The 23,179-nt window shown below is 69.7% G+C and carries 18 protein-coding genes; 7 read left to right on the top strand and 11 right to left on the bottom strand.

Annotated elements, in window-relative coordinates; translation table 11 throughout:
* Window positions 1–466: 466 nt before the first annotated feature.
* The 4 genes from tyrS to E2F48_RS07705 form a co-directional block, all read right to left on the bottom strand.
* Complete coding sequence (gene tyrS / locus E2F48_RS07720) at window positions 467–1,795, bottom strand: tyrosine--tRNA ligase (protein ID WP_185149800.1); 1,329 nt, start codon at window positions 1,793–1,795, stop codon at window positions 467–469.
* 13 nt (window positions 1,796–1,808) lie between these two features.
* Window positions 1,809–4,061, bottom strand: coding sequence for a HelD family protein (locus E2F48_RS07715; RefSeq protein ID WP_133403362.1), 2,253 nt, complete (start codon window positions 4,059–4,061; stop codon window positions 1,809–1,811).
* Between the two features lie 62 nt (window positions 4,062–4,123).
* Window positions 4,124–4,678 (bottom strand): adenine phosphoribosyltransferase, encoded by a 555-nt coding sequence (locus tag E2F48_RS07710; protein ID WP_246018584.1) that lies wholly within the window; start codon window positions 4,676–4,678, stop codon window positions 4,124–4,126.
* Complete coding sequence (locus E2F48_RS07705; protein ID WP_133403446.1) at window positions 4,675–5,283, bottom strand: DNA-3-methyladenine glycosylase; 609 nt, start codon at window positions 5,281–5,283, stop codon at window positions 4,675–4,677. The genes E2F48_RS07710 and E2F48_RS07705 overlap by 4 nt, the downstream gene beginning before the upstream one ends.
* A 176-nt stretch (window positions 5,284–5,459) precedes the next feature.
* On the opposite strand from E2F48_RS07705, the gene E2F48_RS07700 reads away from it, so the two are divergent.
* The 7 genes from E2F48_RS07700 to E2F48_RS07670 all read left to right on the top strand — a co-directional run bounded on the left by E2F48_RS07700 (window position 5,460) and on the right by E2F48_RS07670 (window position 15,753).
* Window positions 5,460–7,085 carry a DNA-3-methyladenine glycosylase 2 family protein gene (locus tag E2F48_RS07700; RefSeq protein ID WP_133403361.1) on the top strand — a complete coding sequence of 542 codons (1,626 nt, stop codon included), beginning with the start codon at window positions 5,460–5,462 and terminating at the stop codon, window positions 7,083–7,085.
* Window positions 7,082–7,645, top strand: coding sequence for a methylated-DNA--[protein]-cysteine S-methyltransferase (locus tag E2F48_RS07695; RefSeq protein WP_246018580.1), 564 nt, complete (start codon window positions 7,082–7,084; stop codon window positions 7,643–7,645). The genes E2F48_RS07700 and E2F48_RS07695 overlap by 4 nt, the downstream gene beginning before the upstream one ends.
* Before the next feature lie 520 nt (window positions 7,646–8,165).
* On the top strand, window positions 8,166–9,527 hold the full coding sequence (locus E2F48_RS07690) for an extracellular solute-binding protein (RefSeq protein WP_246018578.1): 1,362 nt from the start codon (window positions 8,166–8,168) through the stop codon (window positions 9,525–9,527).
* Window positions 9,524–10,480 carry a carbohydrate ABC transporter permease gene (locus tag E2F48_RS07685; RefSeq protein ID WP_425455754.1) on the top strand — a complete coding sequence of 319 codons (957 nt, stop codon included), beginning with the start codon at window positions 9,524–9,526 and terminating at the stop codon, window positions 10,478–10,480. The genes E2F48_RS07690 and E2F48_RS07685 overlap by 4 nt, the downstream gene beginning before the upstream one ends.
* The gene (locus tag E2F48_RS07680; protein ID WP_133403359.1) at window positions 10,477–11,319 is read left to right on the top strand and encodes a carbohydrate ABC transporter permease; all 843 of its coding nucleotides are present in this window, start codon (window positions 10,477–10,479) and stop codon (window positions 11,317–11,319) included. Before E2F48_RS07685 ends, E2F48_RS07680 begins: the two co-directional genes overlap by 4 nt.
* 77 nt (window positions 11,320–11,396) lie before the next feature.
* Window positions 11,397–14,429, top strand: a complete 3,033-nt coding sequence (locus E2F48_RS07675) for an alpha-mannosidase (RefSeq protein ID WP_133403358.1) — start codon at window positions 11,397–11,399, stop codon at window positions 14,427–14,429.
* Window positions 14,430–14,463: 34 nt separating this feature from the next.
* The gene (locus E2F48_RS07670) at window positions 14,464–15,753 is read left to right on the top strand and encodes an ROK family transcriptional regulator (RefSeq protein ID WP_342772586.1); all 1,290 of its coding nucleotides are present in this window, start codon (window positions 14,464–14,466) and stop codon (window positions 15,751–15,753) included.
* On the opposite strand, the gene E2F48_RS07665 is transcribed toward E2F48_RS07670, so the two are convergent.
* The 7 genes from E2F48_RS07665 to argB form a co-directional block, all read right to left on the bottom strand.
* Window positions 15,729–16,649, bottom strand: coding sequence for an SRPBCC domain-containing protein (locus E2F48_RS07665; protein ID WP_133403357.1), 921 nt, complete (start codon window positions 16,647–16,649; stop codon window positions 15,729–15,731). The two genes, E2F48_RS07670 and E2F48_RS07665, sit on opposite strands and share 25 nt — an antisense overlap.
* Window positions 16,650–16,739: 90 nt before the next feature.
* Window positions 16,740–18,179, bottom strand: a complete 1,440-nt coding sequence (argH, locus tag E2F48_RS07660; RefSeq protein ID WP_133403356.1) for an argininosuccinate lyase — start codon at window positions 18,177–18,179, stop codon at window positions 16,740–16,742.
* Between the two features lies 1 nt (window position 18,180).
* Complete coding sequence (locus tag E2F48_RS07655) at window positions 18,181–19,383, bottom strand: argininosuccinate synthase (protein ID WP_133403355.1); 1,203 nt, start codon at window positions 19,381–19,383, stop codon at window positions 18,181–18,183.
* A complete protein-coding gene (locus tag E2F48_RS07650) occupies window positions 19,380–19,976 on the bottom strand; it encodes an arginine repressor (protein ID WP_133403354.1) in 597 nt (198 codons plus the stop codon). The genes E2F48_RS07655 and E2F48_RS07650 overlap by 4 nt, the downstream gene beginning before the upstream one ends.
* Window positions 19,973–20,929, bottom strand: a complete 957-nt coding sequence (gene argF / locus E2F48_RS07645; RefSeq protein ID WP_133403353.1) for an ornithine carbamoyltransferase — start codon at window positions 20,927–20,929, stop codon at window positions 19,973–19,975. Before argF ends, E2F48_RS07650 begins: the two co-directional genes overlap by 4 nt.
* Window positions 20,926–22,131, bottom strand: coding sequence for an acetylornithine transaminase (locus tag E2F48_RS07640; RefSeq protein ID WP_133403442.1), 1,206 nt, complete (start codon window positions 22,129–22,131; stop codon window positions 20,926–20,928). Before E2F48_RS07640 ends, argF begins: the two co-directional genes overlap by 4 nt.
* 86 nt (window positions 22,132–22,217) lie before the next feature.
* Window positions 22,218–23,165, bottom strand: a complete 948-nt coding sequence (argB, locus tag E2F48_RS07635; protein WP_246018569.1) for an acetylglutamate kinase — start codon at window positions 23,163–23,165, stop codon at window positions 22,218–22,220.
* Between the last annotated feature and the right edge of the window lie 14 nt (window positions 23,166–23,179).

Genomic DNA, 23,179 nt, shown 5'->3' with positions numbered 1-23,179 from the left:
CACAAAATTCGAAACCAGCCAAAAAAACCAGCCCACCACACGCAAATGCGGCAGACCAGCCAATTCAACCAATCAAAAAACAATCGGTATCAACAAACTTGGCACACTATTGAGTTCTCAAACAACAGGCACTACCGGCACCACACAACCCGACAAAACCAGGCCATCCTCGCTCCGGAGCAACTTTACAAGCCTACCCGCACCCGACCATCCCCGCAAATCCGCTCCCCCGCACCACCACCGGACAAACCGGCACCAGCACAACAGAACCAACCCGCAACAACAGACACCAAACCAAGACCACCCCGGACCCGTGCACAGCACACACCGGAAAAGCCTCAGAAATTTGTGTGGGTTTCGCCGCCCTCACCGGGGCAACTCCATAACTATACGACCCCCACCCCCCAAACACAAATCCCCCACCCACCCCCACAAAACCGTTGGATCTCCGGGGGTGGGAGCGTGGTTAGGCCGGTTCGACCTCGACCATGGCGAGGGTCCGCTTGCCCCTGCGCACGAGTGCGTAGCGGCCGTGCAGGAGGGCCTCCGCGCCGATGGCCGCCTCCGGGTCGGTGACCTTGACGTTGTTCACGTAGGCTCCGCCCTCGCTCACGGTCCGCCGGGCGGCCGAATTGCTGGCGGAGAGCCCGCTGGCCGTGAGCAGCTCGACGATGGTTGGCGTCCCTGCAGGAAGGGTTACGGCCGGCAGTTCGGCGGTGGCCGCCGTCAGAGTGGGCTCGTCAAGCTGGCCCAGCTCGCCCTGGCCGAACAGCGCCGCCGAGGCCGCAATCACCTTCTCGGTGGCGTCGATCCCGTGGATCAGTGAGGTGACGTCGTAGGCCAGGGTGCGCTGTGCCTCGCGCAGGTGCGGCCGTTCGGCGGTGGACTGCTCGAGTGCCTCGATTTCCGCCCGTGTCCTGAAAGTGAACACCTTGAGCCGGTCGATGACATCGGTGTCGGCGGTGTTGAGCCAGAACTGGAACATGGCGTAGGGGCTGGTCATGGCGGCGTCGAGCCAGATGGCGTTGCCCTCGCTCTTGCCGAACTTCGTTCCATCGGAGTTGGTGACCAGCGGCGTGCCGATGGCGTGGACGCTCTTTCCCTCGGCCTTGCGGATCAGTTCGGTTCCGCTGGTGAGGTTGCCCCACTGGTCCGAGCCGCCCGTCTGCAGGACGCACCCGTAGCTGCGGAACAGTTCAAGGAAGTCCATTCCCTGAAGCACCTGGTAACTGAATTCCGCGTAGCTGATGCCCTCGTCGGAATTGAGCCGGGTGGCCACGATGTCCTTCTTGATCATCGTCCCCACCCGGTAGTGCTTGCCGACCTCGCGCAGGAAGTCGATGGCGCTCATCGGTGCGGTCCAGTCGAGGTTGTTGACCATCCGGGCCCCGTTCGGGCCGTCGAAGCTCAGGAAGCGCTGCACCTGCCCCTGGAGGTAGCCGACCCATTCGGCCACCGTCTCCTTGGTGTTCATGGTGCGCTCGGCCGTGGGCCGGGGGTCCCCCACCAGCCCGGTGGAGCCGCCCACGAGGGCCAGTGGCTTGTGGCCGGCGAGCTGGAGCCGGCGCATCAGCAGCAACTGCACCAGGTTGCCCAGGTGCAGGCTTGGTGCCGTCGGGTCGAAGCCGCAGTAGTAGGTGACCGGGTCTCCGGCCAGGAGCTCTTCAAGCTCGGCCTCATCCGTCGAGACGTGCACGAGCCCGCGCCAGCGGAGCTCCTGCCACACGTTGGCGAATGAGGGGTCGTTCTGCTGGGCGCTCAGGCCCGGATCTGAGGATTCTGTCGTCTGCGGCACAGGATCCAAATTATCAGCCCTCGATGCCCTCCGGGATCGTGCCGGTCGAGATCAGGCGCAGCCGCTGTGTGGGACGCGTCATTGCCACGTACAGGTCCCCCACACGGGCGGTGGCCGAATCGAGCATGAGCTGTGGCTCCAGGATGACCACGCCGTCGAACTCAAGGCCCTTGGAACCGCGCGGAGTCATCAGCACGATGTCCTGGGTGGGACCGCCAGCCCCGGATCCCACCCGATCGCCGTACTCGGCTGTCAGGGCCCGCCGGACGTCGTCGAGCTGGTCCTCGGGGGCGATGACGGCGAGCAGCCCGCCGTCCACGATGTCCAGTTCCTCCGGCACCGCCTGCAGCAGGGCGGGGATCAGATCGGGCACCCGGTCGACGACGGGGGCGAAGCGGCCTTCGCGCACCGCCTTCGGTGCCGAGATCACCAGCCCCGCCGCGGTGGCCATCCGGACGGCGGCCTCGGCGATCTGCGCCGGAGTCCGGTAGTTCACCGTCAGCTCCTCGAGCTGCCAGCGATCGCCCACGAACGGTTCGAGCGCCTGGTCCCAGGAGCTCGAACCGGCGGCCGAACTTGTCTGGGCGATGTCCCCCACCACCGTGAATGATTTCACCGGGCAGCGCCGCATGAGCAGGCGCCACTGCATCGGAGAGAGCTCCTGCGCCTCGTCGACGACGATGTGCCCGAAGGCCCAGGTCCGGTCTCCGGCGGCCCGCTCCGCTGCGCTGAGCCGCGCGGTGGAAACAGCATTGTGCTGCGCGAGGGCCTCGGCGGTGACGACGCCGTCGACGCCGGAGTCGACCAGGGACGCATTGACGTTCTCGAGAGTGCGTTCGGCATTGGCCAGGTCCCGGCGGTTCTCCGCCTCGCGCGCGGCGGTGTCCCTGCCGGCCGAGGCGTCGAGTTCTCCGAGGAGTTCCGCCGCCTCGTCCAGGAGCGGGACGTCGGCCTCGGTCCAGGGGGCGTCGGCCGGCCGCAGCAGCAGTGCCCGGTCCTCCTCGCTCCAGTGCGGTGCGGCCGCGGCAAGGTGGGCCGGCTTGCTCAGCAGTTCGGTGATGAGCTTCTCCGGCGTGAGCGGCATCCAGGCGAGGTTCAGCGCAATCCGCACGTCCCGGGAGCTGCGCACGTCCTCGGCGAGGTAGGCCCGGTCGGCGTTGTTGCCCGGGCCGGAGGACGCCTCAAGCTGCTCGGTCAGCTGCTCGGTCAGTTCACGCAGGAGGATCTTGACGAACGTGACGCGCGCTTCATTGTGCGGTTTGCCGGTGGCGCGCGCCCGGTCCCTCGCCCGGGCCACCTGGCGCGGGGCCAGGGTCAGCATCGTGCCTTCGACATTGAGCCGCCGGGGCTCGGCCGGGATGCGCTGGCGGTTGGCGACGGCGTTCCGGATGATCTGCGCCATTTCGAGCCGGCCCTTGAGTGCCGCGGCTCCTTCGTCGTGTTCGGGAACGGTGGTGACGCCGGGCATCAGGGTGCCGATGCCTGCCATCACCACGCCCGTCTCGCCGAGCGAAGGCAGGACCCTCTCGATGTACTTCATGAACGCATCGGTCGGTCCCACGAGGAGGACACCGGCGGACTTGAGCCGGTCGCGGTGCGTATAGAGGAGGTAGGCGGCGCGGTGCAGGGCCACGGCGGTCTTCCCGGTGCCCGGCCCGCCCTGCACGACCGTCACCCCCGACAGCGGCGCCCGGATGATGCGGTCCTGCTCGGCCTGAATGGTGCCGACGATGTCGGACATCTGCCCGGTCCGGCGGGAGTTCAGGGCGGCCAGCAGCGCGCCCTCGCCCTGCAGCGACCCGTCGTTGCTTAGCAGGCCGGCGTCGAGGACGTCGTCCTCGATGGCGACCACGTCGCGCCGGGAGAGGATCAGGTGCCGGCGGCGGCGGACACCCATCCGCTCGAAGGCCGTCGCCTGATAGAACGTTCCCGCCTCCGGCGCACGCCAGTCGATCATCAGCTGCTGGAGGTCCTCGGTGGAGAGCCCGATCCGGCCGATGTAGCGCTCCTCGCCGTCGTCGAGGTCGAGGCGCCCGAAGACGAGCCGGTCGTCGACGGCGTTCAGCTGGGCGAGGCGGTCCTCGTACATGGTGGCAAAAGCGTCGCGTTCGGAGCGGTTCTGGTGCGAGCCGGCCGAGGCGCTGCGGCGGACCTCTGCCAGCTGCCGGGCTTTTTCCTCACGCAGCTGGTCGAGCCGCCGGTACAGGCCGTCAACGTACCCGCGCTCGTGCTCAAGTTCGTTCTTGGCGTGGGACGTTTCATGCATGATGGGTTTCCCTCCCGGAAAGGCAGACCGTCAATTCTATCCTGATTAACGTGCGCAGAACCCTACAGGGTTGACAGCGCGTGCACCCGGCGACCCGGCAGGAGTCCGCGGCCGGCCAGTGCCTCGAGTTCGAGCACGACGCCGCATCCAACCACCTCCGCATCGCCCCGCTCAAAGAGCCGCGCGGCCGCGGCGAGGGTCCCGCCGGTGGCGAGCACGTCATCGAGCAGGAGAACCCGGGTGCCGGGGGTGACTGCGTCCCGGTGGATCTCGAGCGTCGCCTGCCCGTACTCGAGGTCGTAGGCCTCGGAGTGGACCGCCCGCGGCAGTTTGCCGGCCTTTCGAACCGTGACGACACCGGTTCCGGCGGCATATCCGACGGCAGCCGCGAGCAGGAACCCGCGGGCCTCAATGCCGGCCACCACGTCGAAGGTGCCCTGGAAGGGTTCGATAAGGGCGTCAATGACGGTGCGGAACGCCGCGGCGTCCGCAAAGACAGGCGTGAGGTCCCGGAAGATGATTCCGGGCAGGGGAAAATCCGGCACCGGGGCGCAGAGTTTCTCGACGAGGTCGCGTGCGGAACCGGCGCTCTGGGGGGCCGGCGAGCTGATATTCACCCCATCACCTTACGGGCAGCACGGGGCTTCGCGGGCCGGTACTTGGAGACGGTGGGCTCACCGGGCAGCCAGAAGCGCCATGGGTACTCGGCGCTCCCCCCGGGACCGCTGAGCCCGACGCGCGGACCGGTGACATAATCCCCGGCCATTACGGGCGCCTCGGGCAGCTCGAGGTTCAGCGGCGCGGCGAAAAGGTCGGCGCCGTCGAACCGGCGGTCGAGGCCGAGGGCCTGCGCCAGGCGGGCCGGGCCGCGGGCCAGGTCGAGGTCGCTTCGAGGCCCTCCGCGGCGGGCCCGGGCCGTCTCGATTCCGTCGACGACCTCCCCGGCGCGCAGCAGCACGCCCCCGGCGCGGCCGTCGTCACCGCACACCACGTTGGCGCAGTAGTGCATGCCGTAGGTGAAGTACACGTAGAGGGTGCCCGCGGGCCCGTGCAGGGAGGCGTTCCGGGCGGTCCGGCCCCGGAAGGCGTGCGAGCCCGGATCCTCGGTGCCGCGGTAGGCCTCCACCTCGGTGATGCGGACGGTCACCGACCCCTCGTCGATCCGATGGGTCAGGAACGCACCCAGCAGCAGCGGTGCCGCTTTCAGGGGATTCACGGCCAGGCGGCTGCGCGAAGGATGAGGAACGGGCGGGGCGGGCGCGGGTGCGCCGGGGACAGACGGGTGGGCCACAACCAGTTACGGTAGCAAGCCTCCCGCCTCCTCCTCCAACCTGGGACCATAACGATGATGTCCGATTCCCGCTAGGTTGGGCTCGGGAAAGCTGGCAGGATGAAGCAATGGACTTCTGGCAGCAGTACCGCGCCATCGACGCCCGCGACGTCCGTTTCGACGGACAGTTCGTCACGGCGGTCTCCAGCACCGGCATCTACTGCAGGCCGTCCTGCCCCGCACGGACCCCGAAGCCGGCGAACGTCCGGTTCTACCGCACGTCGGCCGCAGCCCACGAGGCCGGGTACCGGGCCTGCAAGCGCTGCCTGCCCGAGGCCGTACCCGGCACCCCGGAATGGAACCTGCGCTCGGACGTGGCGGCCCGCTCGATGCGGCTGATCGCCGACGGCGAGGTCGACCGCTCGGGCGTCGTCGGCCTGGCCGGAAAGCTCGGGTACTCGACCCGCCAGCTCAACCGCATCCTGCGTGAGGAGCTCGGCGCAGGCCCGCTGGCCCTCGCCCGCGCCACCCGGGCGCAGACCGCACGGACGCTGTTGACGGCGACGTCGATGAAGCTGTCGGACGTCGCCTTCGCCGCGGGCTTCAGCAGCATCCGCCAGTTCAACGACACGGTGCAGGAAGTCTTCGACCTCACGCCGTCCCAGCTGCGCGGGGCGGATTCCCTCAGCCGGGCTCCCCGCCGTTCCGTCGACCGCCCGACCGGTGCGGCCGCCCCGGCGTTTCCGGGGCTGACCCTGACCCTGCCGGTCCGGGCCCCCTACGACAACGGCATTTTCGGCTTTCTGGCCGCCCGCGCCCTCCCCGGCGTGGAGCGGGGCACCGACGGAAGCTACGCCCGGCTGGTGCAGCTTCCCGGCGGACAGGGCTGGTTCCGCGCGTTCCCCGTGGCGGGCACCGATGCGCCGGGGGGTCTGCGGGTCGAATTGAGCCTTGAGAGCCTCAGCGACCTGCCCGTGCTCCTGAGCCGGGTCCGCAGGCTCTTCGACCTTGATGCCGATCCCACGGCCGTCGACGCCGCCCTCTCGGGCAGCGCGCTGTTCGCGCCGCTGGCGGCAGCGGTTCCCGGAATCCGGCTTCCCGGGGCGGTTGACCCCGCGGAGCTCCTCATCCGGGCGATGATCGGCCAGCAGATCACCGTGAGCGCCGCGAGAACCGCGCTCACCTCCCTGGCCGAGGCGGGCACGCCCTCGGTGCTGTCCCAACCCGGCTTCGAGCGGCTGTTTCCGAATCCGGCGCAGATTGCGGAGATAGCAGGGAGCGTCCTGCGCGGACCGGCCAGGCGGATCGAGGCGGTGCGCCGCACCGCCGAGGGCCTCGCCGACGGCAGCATCCGCCTCGGCGTGGAGGACGACCTGCAGTCCCTGGCGGACCGGCTGCTTCCCCTGCCCGGGATCGGCCCGTGGACCGTGAACTACGTGGCCATGCGGGTGCTGGGAGCGACCGACATCCACCTCGGCAACGACGCCGCCATCCGGAACGGGTGGGCGGCCCTCACCGGTGCCGGCGGGCCGGCGGCCGGCCCGGCAACCAGGGCCGAGACGGCCGCCGCACTCTCCGACGCCATGTCGGCCGTCAGCCCCTGGCGTTCCTATGCCACGATGCACCTGTGGCGGGTTGCCTCCGGCATCCCGGCGCGGGCCTCCGGCGCCCGCCGGGTTCGGGCTGCCCGCCCGGGCTCCTCCCCCGACGCTTTCACCCCGGCCCCCTCCAAGGAATCAAAGGACAACCAGTGACGACTTCCCTGACCACCACCTTCCCCACCCCGGACGGGCCCTTCACCATCATTGAACGCGAGGGGGTGGTGCTTGCCTCGGGCTGGACCGCTGACACGGCGGACCTGACCGGGCAGATCCACGCGAGCCTCAAGCCGGTCTCGATGAGCGCCGCGCCGGCGGAGCTGCGGCGGATCACCGACGCCGTCGAGGCCTACTACGACGGCGACCTCGCGGCGATCCTCGAGGTCCCCGTCCACCAGTTCTCGGGCCCGTTCCGTACCCGCGCCTGGGAGGTGCTGCGCGAGGTGCCGGCGGGCGAGCCGGTCACCTACGCCCAGTACGCTGCGCTGACCGGCAGGGCGACCGCCGTCCGGGCGGCTGCGGCAGCCTGTGCGCGCAATGCGGCGGCCCTTTTCGTGCCCTGCCACCGGGTGGTCCGCACCGACGGCACCCTGGGCGGGTTCCGCTGGGGCCTCGAAGTCAAGCGCCGGCTCCTCGACCGGGAGGCCGCCGCGCGCGGCCTCGCCCCTGCCGTGTCGCCTGCGGCCTCCGGCGCCCAGACAGCCCTCTTCGGCTGACCCCTGCGCCTGAAGGGCACCCTCCGGCCACGTGCGCAGCCGAGTGCGCAGCTCACCACCTTTCGGCGCCCGCAAAGCGTGGTGACGTGCAGTCTCGACGGGAGCAGGGGGATCCCACGTGTGCCCCTTCCCGTCGAATGTGCACCTCACCACCCTTTCGTTCCCGCGGAGCGTGGTGACGCGCAGTCTCGACGGGAGCGGGCGGACCCAGGTGCGTTCTTTCCCGCCGCCCCTTCCCGCTGCCCCTTCCCGCTGCCCCTTCCCGTCGAGTGCGCAGCTCACCACCCCTTGGTGCCCGCGAAGTGTGGCGAGGTGCGCTTTCGGCGCGGGATGTGCCCCGCGGGTGCCGTCCGCGGGGCAAAAGAAGCGACCGGAAACCGTTGACAGGAATTAATCAAGTCGCTTTACTTATCGCAACGACGGGCACTACTTTCACCTCCGTCGTCACCCGCCGTCCTCCTGCTGGCCAAAGGCGACCTGCAGAATCCCCGGCGGGTTCTCAATGGAGCAAAGGAGCACCATGCGAAAGTCAGTTCTCTGGGCCGCGCCCGCCATTCCCTTCCTGGTTCTCGCGGCCTCGGGCTGCGCGCCGGCGGGCAATGACACCGAGGGCGGCGACAAGTCAATCACGGTGGCTTATCAGACAACCGCCACCTACACGCAGGTGGACAAGTTGATGAAGAAGGCCAAGGAGGATTTCGAAGAGGCCAATCCGGGATCCACCGTCGAGCTCGAGCCCATCCAGGCCGAGGAGAACGATTACGCCACCAAGCTCGCCCTGATGCAGCGTTCGCCCGACACGGCGCCGGATGTCTTCTACGAGGACAGCTTCCGCGTCCGGCCCGACGCCGAAGCGGGTTACCTCCTGGCCCTGGACGAGTACCTCGCCGAGTGGGAGGACTGGGACTCGTCATTCATCGACAGCGCCAAGCAGGCCGGCCTGGGTGCCGACGGAAAGACCTACGCGGTGCCGATGGGAACCGACACCCGCGCCCTCTGGTACAACACCGAGGTGTTTGAAGAGGCCGGGCTCGACGTGCCGTGGGAGCCTAAGACCTGGGATGACATCCTCAGCGCCGCCGGGAAGATCAAGGCGGCCATCCCCGACGCCGTCCCCTTCAACATCTACTCCGGCACCGGCATGGGCGAGGCAGCCTCAATGCAGGGCTTTGAAATGCTCCTCTACGGCACGGAGGACACCCTGTACGACACGGAGGAGGGCAAGTGGGTCGTGGGCTCCCAGGGGTTCAGGGACTCCCTGCAGTTCATCTCCGATGTCTACGTCGGCGGCCTGGGCCCGGAGGTCGCCACGGCGCTCGACTCGAACTACTACCAGCAGCTCAATGGTGAGGGCTACCCCACCAACAAGGTCGGCGCCTCCATCGACGGCTCGTGGATCGCGGGGACCTGGCTCGAGACCGGGCCCGCCCCCTGGCCGGAGTGGTCCGAGGTCATGGCCGTCGCCCCCATGCCGACGCAGAACGGGCAGGAGCCCGGCGCGACGAGCATGTCCGGCGGGTGGACCCTGGCCGTCGGGGCGAACACCAAGAACCCCGACATGGCCTTCGACTTCATCAGCACGGCGCTCAATAAGGACAACACCCTGTCCTTCAACAAGGACGCCTCCCAGGTTCCGGTGCGCAGCGACGTCGCCGAAGACCCCTCCTTCACCGAGTCCAGCCCGGTCAGCAAGTTCTTCAGCGACCTCGTCGAGGTGACCCACTACCGCCCCACCACCTCGGACTACCCCGAAATCTCGGGAAGCATCCAGCAGGCCATGGAGGCCGTCATGACTGGGGAACAGTCCGTCGAGGAAGCGGCGGACGCCTACGACGACGCGGTCCGGAACCTGGTCGGCGACGACAACGTCATCGAGAAGTGACAGCCACCCCGACCCGGACCGGCGGGGCCGGGAGGCCTCCGCAGGCTGCGCGGCGCCCGGCCGCCGCGGGCCGGACCCCCACTGCGCGCCGCTCCCTGCGGCGCGCAGTGCCCCTCGTCCCCGCCGTCGTCCTGCTGGCGCTGTTCATGCTCGGCCCGGTGATCTGGTCCGTCTACGGATCCTTCACCAACGCCTCGCTGTCGGGCACCGCGGCATCAAGCCCACGGTTCGTCGGCCTCGACAACTATCTTGCGCTCATCACGGACCCCGACTTCCCGAATGCCCTGTGGCTGACCGTCGTGTTCCTGCTCCTCTCGGCGGTCATCGGACAGAATTTCCTGGGCCTCGGGCTGGCCCTGCTGACCGCCGCGGCGCCCAGGGCCGTCCGCTCCATCGTCGCGACGACGGTGGTGACGGCGTGGGTCCTCCCGGAGATCGTGGCGGCCTTTGCCTGCTACGCCTTCTTCAGCTCGGACGGAACGCTGAACCGGATGCTCGCCGCCGTCAATGCGGAGCCGGTCGACTGGCTTTTCACCTACCCGATGGCCGCCGTCATCCTGGCCAATATCTGGAGGGGCACAGCGTTCTCGATGATGATCTACGAGGCCGCACTGAACGACGTCGCCCCCGAGATCACCGAGGCCGCCGTCATCGACGGCGCCGGCGGATGGAAACGCCTGATCTACGTCACCATCCCCATGATCCGCAACAGCATCTCCACCAACCTGATGCTCATCACGCTGCAGACACTGTCCGTCTTCACCCTGATCTTCGTGATGACGAGCGGCGGACCAAACCAGCGCAGCACCACCCTGCCGATCTTCGCCTACGCCGAGGCCTTCGGGCTCGGGAAGGTCGGCTACGGCACCGCCATTGCGACGGTCATGCTGCTCATCGGCGCGGTGTTCTCCATTCTCTACATCCGAGTTCTGAAACCGGGGGACAATTCATGACCACCTCCATCGCCTCACCGCGCCGGTCGATCTCACGCGGAGTCTCCTCGGCCGTCCTGCTCGCGGTCGCGGCCTGCTTCCTGCTCCCGCTGGCCTGGCTGCTCCTCGCGTCCCTCGACACGAAGGCAACTGCGTCACTGAACCTGCCGGCGGAGTTTTCCCTGGCCAACTTCTCCGCGGTCCTCACCCCGGAGCAGACCCTGTGGCCGCTGTGGAACAGCTTCCTCCTTTCGGCCGGCTGTGCCGTCATCACCGTGCTGGCCGCGGTGCTCGCGGCCTATCCGCTGTCCCGCTACCAGGCCCGGTACAACAAGCCGTTCCTCTACGGGGTGCTGTTCGGGACCGGGCTGCCGATCACCGCCATGATGGTCCCCGTGTACAGCATGTTCGTCAGGCTGGGTCAGCTCGACAGCGTGGCCACGGTCGCCCTGTTCATGGCGGCGACCTCCCTGCCGATGGCGATCTGGATGACCAAGAACTTCATGGACTCGGTGCCGGTCAGCCTCGAGGAGGCCGCCTGGATCGACGGGGCGAGCGCGATGCGGGCGCTCCGCACCGTCGTCGTTCCGCTGATGCGCCCGGGCCTCGCCGTGGTCTTCATTTTCGTGTTCATCCAGGCGTGGGGGAATTTCTTCATCCCCTTCATCCTGCTGCTCTCGAACCACAAACAGCCCGCCGCCGTGACGGTGTTCAACTTCTTCGGCCAGTACGGAAGCGTCGCCTACGGGCAGCTTGCGGCCTTCTCCCTGCTCTACTCGATTCCGGTCATCGTCCTCTACATCCTGGTCACCAAGGGCATCGGCGGTTCCTTCGCCACAGCCGGGGCGATCAAGGGCTGACCGCCCCGGCTCCACTTCCCCGTGGCCTGTGGCCACTGCCGGTTCCCCCCGGCCCAACGCACCCGAAAGGTCCCTCCATGCACTACGACAGCCCCCTCGTCGAGGCCCGCATCCGGCGTTTCCGCGGAGAACGGGTCCAGCCGGCCCTCTACCGAAGCACCTCCTCCCTCACCCTCAGCTCCTGGGAGGTGCCCGACGAGCCCGTCCCCTTCGAGGAGGCGGTGCGCAACGAGTTCACCCCCGCCGGGCACGGAATGTACTGGGGCAAGCCGTGGGGCACCGTCTGGTTCCACGCCGAGGGGAAGATTCCCGCCGCCTGGGCGGACGAACAGGACACCCGGGTCGAACTCGTCGTCGACCTGGGCTTCACCGGGGCGCAGCCCGGATTCCAGGCCGAGGGCACGGTGTACTCGGCGTCGGGCCGCATCCTGAAGGCCGTCGAGCCCCTGAACCGCGGCGTCCGGCTCGATGCCGGGTTCGGTGAGCCCATCGACCTCTACATCGAGGCCGCGGCGAACCCGAACGTGGCCCAGGACTTCCTGTTCATCCCCACCCCCTACGGGGACAAGGCCACGGCCGGAGACGCTCGACTGTACCGCCTCGCCCAGATCGAAGTCGGCCTGCTCGACCTGACGGTGTGGGAGCTGGAGCAGGACTTCGCCGCCCTGCTTGGACTGCTCGGGCAGCTGCCCGCGTCCTCCCAGCGGCGCGCCGAGATCCTCCGCGCCCTCGACCGGGCCGTCGATGAGATGGACCCCGACGACGTCGCGGGCACCGCGCAGCTGGGCCGGGACATCCTGGCGCCGGCCCTCGCCAAGCCCGCGTCGGCGAGCGCGCACCGGCTCCACGCCGTCGGGCACGCCCACATCGACTCCGCCTGGCTCTGGCCGACGCGGGAGACCGTGAGGAAGGTGGCGCGGACCTTTTCCAACGTGTGCGACCTCATCGACGAAAACCCGGACTTCGTCTTCGCGGCATCCTCTGCCCAGCAGTACGCGTGGCTGAAGGCCTCCTACCCTGAGCTCTTCGAGCGGGTGAAAGAAAAAGTGGCCGCCGGAAACTTCGTTCCTGTCGGAGGGATGTGGGTCGAATCCGACACCAACCTGCCCGGCGGGGAGGCCCTCGCGCGCCAGTTCGTGGCCGGCAAGAACTTCTTCCTCCGGGAGTTCGGCATCGAGTGCGAGGAGGTGTGGCTGCCCGATTCCTTCGGCTACTCGGCGGCTCTGCCCCAGATCATGGCCGCCGCGGGGGCGCGCTGGTTCCTGACGCAGAAGATCTCGTGGAACGAGACGAACACCATGCCGCACCATACGTTCCGCTGGGAGGGCATCGACGGCACTCAGCTGTTCACCCACTTCCCTCCCGTGGACACCTACAACTCCACCCTGAGCGGCGAGGAACTGGCCCGCGCCGAGAGCCAGTACGCGGAAAAGGGTATCGGCACCACCTCGATGGTCCCCTTCGGCCACGGCGACGGCGGCGGTGGACCGACCCGCGAGATGATCGCCGCCGCCCGGCGGGCCTCCTCCCTCGAGGGATCGCCCACGGTGACCCTCTCCAGCCCCCGGGCCTTCTTTGAGGACGCGGAGGCGGAGTATCCGCAGCCTCCGGTCTGGTCCGGCGAGCTCTACCTTGAGTTCCACCGCGGCACCTACACCTCCCAGGCCCGCACCAAGCGCGGCAACCGGCGCTCCGAGCACCTGCTGCGGGAGGCAGAACTGTGGGCCACGACGGCGGCCGTGCGCACCGGGGCCGCCTATCCGGAGCAGGAGCTGAGGGAGATCTGGGAGGTGGTGCTGCTCCAGCAGTTCCACGACATCCTGCCCGGCTCCTCCATCGCCTGGGTCCACCAGGAGGCCGAGCGCAACTACGCCGACGTGGCGGTACGGCTCGGGGCGATCATCGACAGCGCCGCCCGCAGCCTCCTCGGGACCGGACCGCACACCGCCGTGCTCAACGCCTCGCCCTACCCGGTCGACGGCGTCCCGGCGCTGTCTGCCGCCGCACAGGACCGGCATCCCGGCGCGGGCACCATCAGCGCGGCCGATGGCGGCTACCGCCTCGAAAACGCCGCGGTCCGGGTCTTCGTTGACGGCACCGGACTGGTGCGCTCCGTCTGGGACATCGCCGCCGGGCGGGAGCTGGTGCCCGGCGGCACAGCGGCGAACCTCCTGCAGCTGCACCGCGACACTCCCACCCAGTGGGACGCCTGGGACATCGATGAGCACTACCGCCGGAACACGCGCGACCTCACCGAGCTCACGGACCTGCGGGTCATCGACGGGCCCGGCGGCCCCGCGCTGCGGATCGAACGGGAGTTCAGTGCCTCGCGGGTGGTCCAGTTCCTCTCCCTCGACCGCACCGAGCCGAGGCTCGACATCCGGACAGAGGTCGACTGGCACGAACAGAAGAAACTGCTCAAGCTCGCCTTCCCGCTCGATGTGCACGCCGACCGCGCCACCTCCGAGATCCAGTTCGGCCATATCCACCGTCCCACCCACGCCAACACCTCCTGGGACGCCGCCCGCTTCGAAACGGTGGCGCACCGCTGGGTGCATGTTGGCGAAACCGGCTATGGGGTGGCCGTGGCGAACGATTCGACCTACGGCCACGACGTCGCGCGCTCGTCCTCGACCGGCCGGGGATCGACCACCACCGTGCGCCTGTCGCTGCTGCGGGCTCCGACCTTTCCGGACCCGACGGCCGACCAGGGCCGGCACCTGATGAACGTGTCGCTGCGGGTGGGCGCGGGAATTCCTGAGGCGGTGCGCGAAGGGTACCGGCTCAACCTGCCGCTGCGGACCGTTGAGGGCGTAGGCGCCCCGGACGCCGCTCCCCTGTTCACCGTCGACTCCGATGCGCTCGTCATCGAGGCGGTCAAGCTTGCCGAGGACGGCAGCGGCGACGTCGTCGTGCGACTCTACGAGGCACACGGGACGCGGGCCCGGGGAACTCTCACGGCCGGCTTCGCATTCACCTCGGTGGGCGAAACCGACCTATTGGAGCGGCCCGTCGAGGGTGCCGCGGTCCGCCGGGCGGAATCGCCGTCGGTGAAGCTGGAACTGCGGCCGTTCCAGCTCACAACGCTAAGATTTGCACGCAGGGCTTAACCCCGGGGAGCCCAATCGACGGAGAGGTTGTGCCTTGAGCGCTGAATTCGGTGCGCCGTCGCGTCGGGGCACCAACCTTCCCCGGATGGGCGACTTCAACCAGACGGTGGTCCTCGACGCCATCCGGCGGTCTCCGGACGGGCTCAGCCGCATTGAGCTGGCGGGTGCCACCGGCCTGTCGGCGCAGACACTCTCGAACATCGCCCGGCGGCTGCTCGACCAGTCGCTGATCGTCGAATCGGGCACGGTAAGGAAGGGCCGCGGGAAGCCGCGGACAGTCCTCACCCTGAACCCGACGGCGGGTTACGCGGTGGGCGTGCACCTCGATCCCGCGGTCCTCACCTTCGTGATCCTCGACCTGGGCGGCCGGGTCGTCGCCCACTCCACGCGGCGCACGCCGGTGGAACCCGGCGCCGAGGCGATTGTGGATGTCATGGCCTCGGCCGTCGCCGACCTGCTTACCGGTGCCGGGGTTGACCGGGGCCTCGTTCTGGGCGTCGGGGTCGCATCTCCCGGCCCCATCGATCCCGAGCACGGCGTCGTTGTCGATCCTCCCTTCCTTCGGGGATGGCACCAGGTGCCCCTGCGGAGCTCCCTCAGCGAGGCGACCGGCTTCCCGGTGGTGCTTGAAAAGGACGTCGCCGCGGCGGCCGTGGCGGAGATCTGGGGCAGTTCCAGCGAGTCGCCGGAGAACTTCCTCTTCGTCTACCTCGGGACCGGCATCGGCATCGGCCTGGTGTCGGGCGGGTCGGTGCTCCGCGGGCGGACGCAGAACGCCGGCGAGGTCGGGCACATCGTCGTTGACCCCGACGGGCCGGCCTGCACCTGCGGGCTGCGGGGCTGCCTGGCGGTGACCTGCATGCCGCAGAACCTCGTACAGGAGGCCGTGCTGCTGGGCGTGCTCGACTATCCCGTGGACAACGCCGACCCGGGAGCGGTCGAAACGGCGTTCCTCGACCTGTGCGCCCGTGCGGTGGACGGGAAGGCTGCCCGGAGGATCATCGACGTCTCCGCCGAGCGCGTGGCCAAGGCCGTCTCCGTGCTGACGAACGCCCTCGACTTCGACCGCGTGGTGTTCGGGGGTCCGTACTGGCCGCTGCTGGCCGGGTCCTACCTCCGGATTGTTCCGGACGTGCTGACGAGGTTGACCGTGGCCCCGCACGCGGACGGCATCCAGATCGAGGGAACGGCCTTCGGCACCGATGTGGGCGCGGTCGGGGCCGCGTGCACGGTGTTCACCAACGCCCTTTCGCCCTCACCCGAACAGCTGCTGCTGCGGACCGACGGCCCCGGCCCGGCTCAGGCGGCCAGGGCCCGGCGGTAGAACTCCTCGAGGACCCGGATCTTGCGCTCGCTCCGGTGGGGCGAGCCGCCGGCGAGGTTCACGGCGACCGCGTCGAGGTGTGCATGCCAGCGGGCCATGAGCCGGGGAAGCCCCTCCCAGTCCTCCACGACCGCGCGCACCGTCACCCGGGTGCACTTCTTGCCCTCGCGGGTGAGGTCGACCTCGGCCAGCTCGACGAAGGGCTGGTCCTCGGGGTCAGCGGTCAGCGCATCGTTGACGAGGAGCAGTTTCCCTTCATAGCGCCGGTCGAAACGGACAAGCGGCACACCCTCCTCCTCTTCGAGCACGCCCATGCTGGGTGAGAGCGCGAAGCGCCGGCAGTAGGCGTCGCGCAGCTCCATCCAGTCCGGCCCCGGCCCCTCCGCCGGCACACCGGCCGCCGCCGCCCGCAGGGCCTCGAGCAGCAGCTGCCAGCCCGCCGCTCCCTCGGCCAGGAATTCGTCGGTCTCCGGGTGCAGCCGGAGCTGGAGGAGGGTGCCGCCGTTGCTCGGCAGCACCCGGAACTCGACGATCGACACGAGGCCGAACTCGTCCTCCCAGGTGAACTGCACGCTGGTGGGCGGGTCGATGTGCACCACGGTGCCGCTGATGATTCCGCCATCGAGTTCGAGGGAGAACTCCTTGCCCAGCTTCAGCCCCGGACTGAGCCGTCCCAGCCAGCGCTCGAGCTTCGGCGGCGAGGTCAGCAGTTCCCACAGATACGACCGCGGGTAGTCGAACTGTTCGTCGAAGGCCAGGACGTGGTTCCCGTGAACCTGCTCCACGCGTCCGGTGGGATCCGCCCGCCCGGGGCCGCCAGCGGGCGTTCCGCCGGGGTGGGTTTGCCCGGGCACATTCGTACCGACGGGGGTTTCGGTTCTGGTGCCTGTGTCCATGGTCCCTCCGGGTGGCTTAGCCACAACCTACTCCGGCTCCGGGCCCGACGGAAGACTCCCCCGGCGGCCCGGACGGGCCGCCGGGGATCTTCAGGAGGCCCGGGGGCGGGCGAAGTCGGCCGCCGCGCGCAGCTCCCGCTTGAGGGCTTCGAGCTGGCGTGCGACGGCGGCCGGAGCGGTTCCGCCCTGGGCGTCCCTGCTGCCGAGGGACCCCTCGACGCTCAGGACCTCCCGCACCCCGGGAGTGAGGTGGGCGGAGATTCCCGCGTACTCCTCGTCGGTGAGACCGTCGAGGTCCACCCCGCGGCCCTCCGCGAGCCGCACTGCCGCGCCGGACAGTTCGTGCGCCTCGCGGAAGGGGACCCCCTGCCTCACCAGCCATTCCGCGACGTCGGTGGCCAGCGCGAACCCCTGGGGCGCCAGGGCCGCCATCCGTTCGGTGGAGAAGGTGAGGGTGGCGATCATCCCGGACACCGCCGGCAGCAGGAGCTCAAGGGTGTCGACGGCATCGAACACCGGTTCCTTGTCCTCCTGGAGGTCCCTGTTGTAGGCAAGGGGAAGTCCTTTCAGGGTGGCCAGGAGCCCGGTGAGGTCTCCGATCAGCCGGCCGGCCTTGCCGCGGGCCAGCTCGGCGACGTCCGGGTTTTTCTTCTGCGGCATGATCGAGGAACCGGTGGAGAAGGAGTCATGAAGCGTCACAAAGGAGAACTCCTTGGTGGCCCAGAGAATGATCTCCTCGCTGATACGGGACAGGTCGACCCCGATCATCGCCGCGACCCAGGCGAATTCGGCGTAGACGTCGCGTGAGGCGGTCCCGTCGATCGAGTTGTGAGTCGCCGAGTCGAACCCGAGGTCGGCAGCCACCGCCTCCGGGTCGAGGCCCAGCGAGGAGCCCGCCAGCGCCCCTGACCCGTAGGGCGAGACGCCCGCGCGCCGGTCCCAGTCCTGCAGCCGCTGGACGTCGCGCAGCAGCGCCCAGGCGTGGGCGAGCAGGTGGTGGCTCAGCAGCACCGGCTGGGCGTGCTGCAGGTGGGTGCGCCCCGGCATGGGTGCCTCCGGGTGGGTCCGGGCCTGGCCGACGAGTGCATCGATGACGGCGAGCACGCCGCCGGCGATGACGCGCGCGTGGTCGCGCAGGTACATGCGCCCGAGCGTGGCGACCTGGTCGTTCCGGGACCGGCCGGCACGCAGCCGGCCCCCCAGCTCCGCGCCCGCCCGCTCGATCAGTCCGCGCTCAAGGGACCCGTGCACGTCCTCGTCCGAGTCCGCCGGGGTGTAGGCCCCGGAGCGGACATCGGCGTCGAGCGCGTCGAGGGCCTTCAGCATCCCGGACAGCTCGCCCTCGTTCAGCAGCCCGGCCCGGTGCAGGACCCGGGCGTGGGCGCGGGAACCTTCGATGTCGTACACGGCGAGGCGCCAGTCGAAGTGTGTGGACTTGCTCAGGGCCGCCAGGGCGTCGGCCGGGCCGCCGTCGAACCGGCCGCCCCACAGCGATCCGGCGTTGGTGCTTCCGGTGGCGCGGGCCTCCACCTCAGGCCTCTGCCCGCTGGTCGCGGCCGGAGGCCACCTTGGAGGACAGGCCGAAGATCTCGATGAACCCGCGGGCCATCGATTGGTCGAAGGTGTCCCCCGTGTCGTAGGTGGCCAGGTTGAAGTCATAGAGCGCGGTCTCGGACCGGCGTCCGGTGACGGTGGCGCGGCCGCCATGGAGTTCCATCCGGATGTCGCCGCTGACGTACTTCTGGGTGTCCTCGAGAAAGGTGTCGAGGGAGCGCTTCAGCGGAGAGAACCACTGGCCGTCGTACACCAGTTCGGTCCAGCGCTGGTCGACGGTCTTCTTGAAGCGGGCCTGCTCGCGCTCGACGGTGACGTTCTCGAGCTCGCGGTGCGCGGCGATGAGCGCCATGGCACCGGGCGCCTCGTAGATCTCCCGGCTCTTGATGCCGACAAGGCGGTCCTCGACGATGTCGATGCGGCCAACGCCCTGGGCGCCGGCCCGGCGGTTGAGCTGCTCGATGGCCTGCAGCGGGGTGACGGGGCTGCCGTCGATGGCCACGGGGATGCCCGCCTTGAACGTGATGATGACCTCATCGGGCGCCGGGGAGGCTTCGGGGGCGTCGGTGTAGTCGTAGACGTCCTTGGTGGGCCCGTTCCAGATGTCCTCAAGGAAGCCGGTTTCGACGGCACGGCCCCACACGTTCTGGTCGATGGAGAACGGGTTCTTCTTCGTGGTCTCGATCGGCAGGTTCTTCTCCTCGGCGAAGGCGATGGCCTTATCGCGGGTCAGCGCGAGGTCGCGCACCGGGGCGATGCACTTCAGGTCCGGGCCGAGGGTCTGGATGCCGACCTCGAAACGCACCTGGTCGTTGCCCTTGCCGGTGCAGCCGTGCGCCACGGTCATCGCGCCGAACTCGCGGGCGGCGGCAACGAGGTGCTTCACGATCACCGGGCGGGACAGCGCGGACACCAGGGGGTACGCGTCCATGTACAGGGCGTTGGCTTTCAGGGCGGGCATGCAGTACTCGTTGGCGAACTCGTCCCGCGCGTCGGCGACATAGGCTTCGACGGCGCCGCAGGCGAGGGCGCGCTGCCGGATGTCTTCGAGGGACTCACCGCCCTGTCCGACGTCGACCGCCACGGCGATCACCTCGGCGCCGGTGGCCTCGGCGATCCAGCCGATGGCCACCGAGGTGTCGAGTCCGCCGGAGTAGGCGAGAACAATGCGTTCGGTCACTGGGTGTGCTCCTTGGGTGAATCCCCGGACACGGCGTCCGGGAGGTGGTTGGGGGGTACGGGGTGGGGCTCGCCCGCGCTGAGGGGGTCGCGGGCGTAGTTCAGGAAGCGTTCGGCGACCTCCGCGCCGCCGTTCGGGTCGCGGGTCACAAGCATCACCGTGTCGTCTCCGGCGATGCTGCCGAGGATCGATGGCATAACCGAGTGGTCGATGGCGAGGGCGAGGAAGTTGGCGGCGCCCGGCGGGGTGCGCAGGATGACGAGGTTTGCCGAGGCCTCAGCGGTGACCAGGAGTTCGGCGCACAACCGGGCGAGGCGCGCGTCGAGGATCTCCTGGGTCAGCCCGGTCTGGGGGGTCCGGCCGCCGCCCTCGCCCGGCACCGCGTACACGAGCGCGCCGTCACGGCCGCGGATCCGCACTGCGCCGAGTTCGACGAGGTCCCGGGAGAGCGTCGCCTGGTTGACCTGGACGCCGTCAGCGGCCAGCAGGGCGGCCAGCTCGGCCTGGGACCGCACGGACTGGGCGGTGAGCAGGGCGGTGATCCGGGCCTGGCGGGCGGTCTTCGTCGCCGGCCGGTGCGACTCGCGGGTCACGGCGTTCCGTCCTCCGGCGCCGGGCCGCGCAGCAGCCAGGCCAGGAGCGCCTTCTGCGCGTGCAGCCGGTTCTCGGCCTCGTCCCACACCACCGACTGGGGGCCGTCGATCACGTCGGCGGAGATTTCGTAGCCGCGGTAGGCCGGCAGGCAGTGCAGGACGACGGCGTCGGACCGGGCCCGGCTCATGGCGGCCGCGTCGACGCCGTAGGGGCGGAACAGCTCGAGCCGGGCCGCCTTCTCCTCCTCCTGGCCCATGGAGACCCAGGTGTCGGTGGCGACCACGTCGGCGTCCCGGAGGGCCTCGGCCGGATCCGTGGTGATGAGCACCGAGCCGCCGGTCGCCGCGGCCCGCTCCCGGGCGGCGTCCACGACGGCGCCGGCGGGCAGGTGGCCTTCGGGGCCGGCGATCCGCACGTCCATGCCGGCGGTGGCCCCGGCGAGCAGGTAGGAGTTGGCCATGTTGTTGGCGGCGTCGCCGAGGTAGGCCAGGGTGAGCCCGGAGAGTTCGCCCTTGCGCTCGCGGATCGTCATCAGGTCCGCGAGCAGCTGGCAGGGGTGGTAGTCGTCGGAGAGGGCGTTGATGACGGGCACGGACGACGCCGCGGCCATCTCCTCGAGCCCGGACTGGGCGTAGGTGCGCCACACGACGGCCGCGGTCATGCGTTCGAGCACCTTCGCGGTGTCGGTGATCGACTCCTTGTGCCCGAGCTGGGATTCCCCGGCGCCGATGATCAGCGGCGAGCCGCCGAGGTCGGCGATGCCCGCGGCGAAGGAGATCCGGGTCCGGGTGGAGGTTTTGTCGAAGATGACAGCCACCGTGCGGCGCCCGTGCTCTCCGCCGGCCAGCGGGGCGAGCGCGTAGGGGTCTTTCTTCAGCTCATCGGCGAGGTCGAGGACCTCGCGCTGCTCCGCGGGACTGAGGTCGGTGTCGACGAGGAAGTGTCGGGTCATGATGCGGCTCCTTGCGCGGTGGTGAGGATGCCGGGGAGGGCCTCCAGGAAGCTGTCGGCCTGCGGCCGGGTAAGGATCAGCGGTGGCGCCAGGCGCAGCGTGCGCTCCGAGGTGCTGTTGATGATGAATCCCGCGTCCAGCGCCGCCCGGACCGCCGCGGGCGCGTACCCGCCGTCCAGGTCGAACCCGATCAGGAGCCCGGCGCCCCTGGTTTCGACCACCCCGGGCACGGCGGCCAGCCCGGCGCGCAGGTGCTCGCCGAGGATCCCGGCGTTGTCGAGGGCACCGGTCTCCTCGAGGACGGCGAGGGTGGCAAGGCCCGCGGCGCCGGCGACCGGGTTGCCGCCGAACGTTGTCCCGTGCTGGCCGGCGGTAAGCAGGCCCGACGCCGGCCCGTAGGTCACCAGCGCACCGATCGGGAACCCGCCGCCGAGGCCCTTGGCCAGGGTCATGGCGTCGGGGACGACCCCCTCGGCCTGGTGGGCGAACCAGGTGCCGGTGCGGCCGATGCCCGTCTGCACCTCGTCGAGGATGAGCAGGGCACCGTGTTCCGCGGTGGCTTCCCGGGCCCGCCGAAGGTAGCCCTGCGGCAGCGGGCGCACCCCCGCCTCGCCCTGGATCGGCTCGAGGAACACCGCGGCCACCGTGTCGTCGACGGCGTTCAGCAGGGCCTGCGGGTCGCCGAAGGGAAGGTGCTCCACTCCCCCGGGAAGCGGCTGGAACGGCTCCCGGTAGGCCGGTTTCGCGGTCAGGGCCAGGGCGCCCATGCTGCGCCCGTGGAAGGCGCCGTCGAGGGCGAGGATCCGGGTGCGGGTGGGTGATCCGTTCCGGCGGGCCAGCTTGAACGCGGCTTCGTTGGCCTCGGTCCCGGAGTTGGTGAAGAACACCCGGGAACCGTCCGGGGCTCCGGCGAGCGCCAGCAGTTTTTCGGCGAGCACGATCTGGGTGGGGCTCGTGAAGAAGTTGGACACGTGGCCGAGGGTTGCCAGCTGGGCGGAGACCACCGAGGTGACGAACGGGTGGGCATGGCCCAGGGTGTTCACCGCGATGCCGCCGAGCAGATCGAGGTAGGTGTTGCCGTCGGCGTCCTCGACGGTGCATCCGCTGCCGCGCACCAGGACGCGCTGCGGGGCGCCGAAGACGCCCAGGAGGGACGAGCCGTACCGGGCGAGCCAGTCCGCACCGGACCCCGGAGTGCCCATTGGTGAGCCGAGCCGCGCGAGGAACTCCGCTCCCCCGGTCGAGGTGGCTCCTTTGGATCCGGCGCTCATGCCCGGGCCTCCGCCGCTCATGCTTTCGCCTCCGGCCGGTGGGCCGCGGCGTCGGCGGTTACCTGGGTGCCGATTCCTGCGTTGGTGAAGGTCTCGAGGATCAGGGAGTGGGCCAGCCGCCCGTCGATGACGGAGGCGCTCTCCACGCCGTCGTCGACGGCCCGAAGGCACGCCTTCATCTTCGGGATCATTCCCGCTGCCAGCGAGGGCAGCAGCTCCCGCAGCTCCGCGGCCGGCAGGGAGGAGATCAGCGAGTCCCTGTCGGGCCAGCTGCGGTACAGGCCCTCGACGTCGGTGAGGATGACGAGCCGGGAGGCGCCCAGCGCCGCGGCCAGGGCCGCGGCTGCGGTGTCCGCATTGACGTTGAGCACCTGCCCGGTTCCGGCGCCGTCGCCGTCGGTCTCCGGGGCGACGGTGGAGATCACCGGGATCCGGCCGGCCTGGAGGATGTCAAGGATGGCGCCGGGGTTTACCCCGGTGACCTCTCCCACCAGGCCGAGGTCAATCTCCTGCCCGTCGACGACGGTGCCGGTGCGCGTTGCCTGGAGCAGCCCGCCGTCCTCGCCGCTGAGTCCCACGGCGTAGGGGCCATGGGCGTTGATCAGACCCACCAGCTCGCGGCCGACCTGCCCGGTGAGCACCATGCGCACCACGTCCATGGCCTCGGCGGTGGTGATCCGCAGGCCGCCGGCGAATTCGGATTCGATGCCCAGGCGGCCGAGCATCGAACTGATCTGCGGCCCGCCGCCGTGCACGACGACCGGCCGGATGCCGACGTGGTGCAGGAACACGATGTCCTCGGCGAAGGCGCGGCGCAGGTCGTCGTTGATCATCGCGTTGCCGCCGTACTTGATCACCATGGTGGTCCCGGCGAAGCGCTGGATCCAGGGCAGCGCCTCCACCAGGGCGGCGGCGGTGCCCTGCGCCCGGAGCAGGCCGGCGGCGGAGGCGGCGGAGTGCGTCACGTTCGGTCCTTTTC

Source organism: Arthrobacter crusticola, assembly GCF_004357995.1.
Taxonomy (GTDB): Bacteria; Actinomycetota; Actinomycetes; order Actinomycetales; family Micrococcaceae; genus Arthrobacter_D; species Arthrobacter_D crusticola.
Note: the sequence above shows the minus strand (reverse complement) of the source record. Positions and strands in the feature narration are given on the sequence as shown.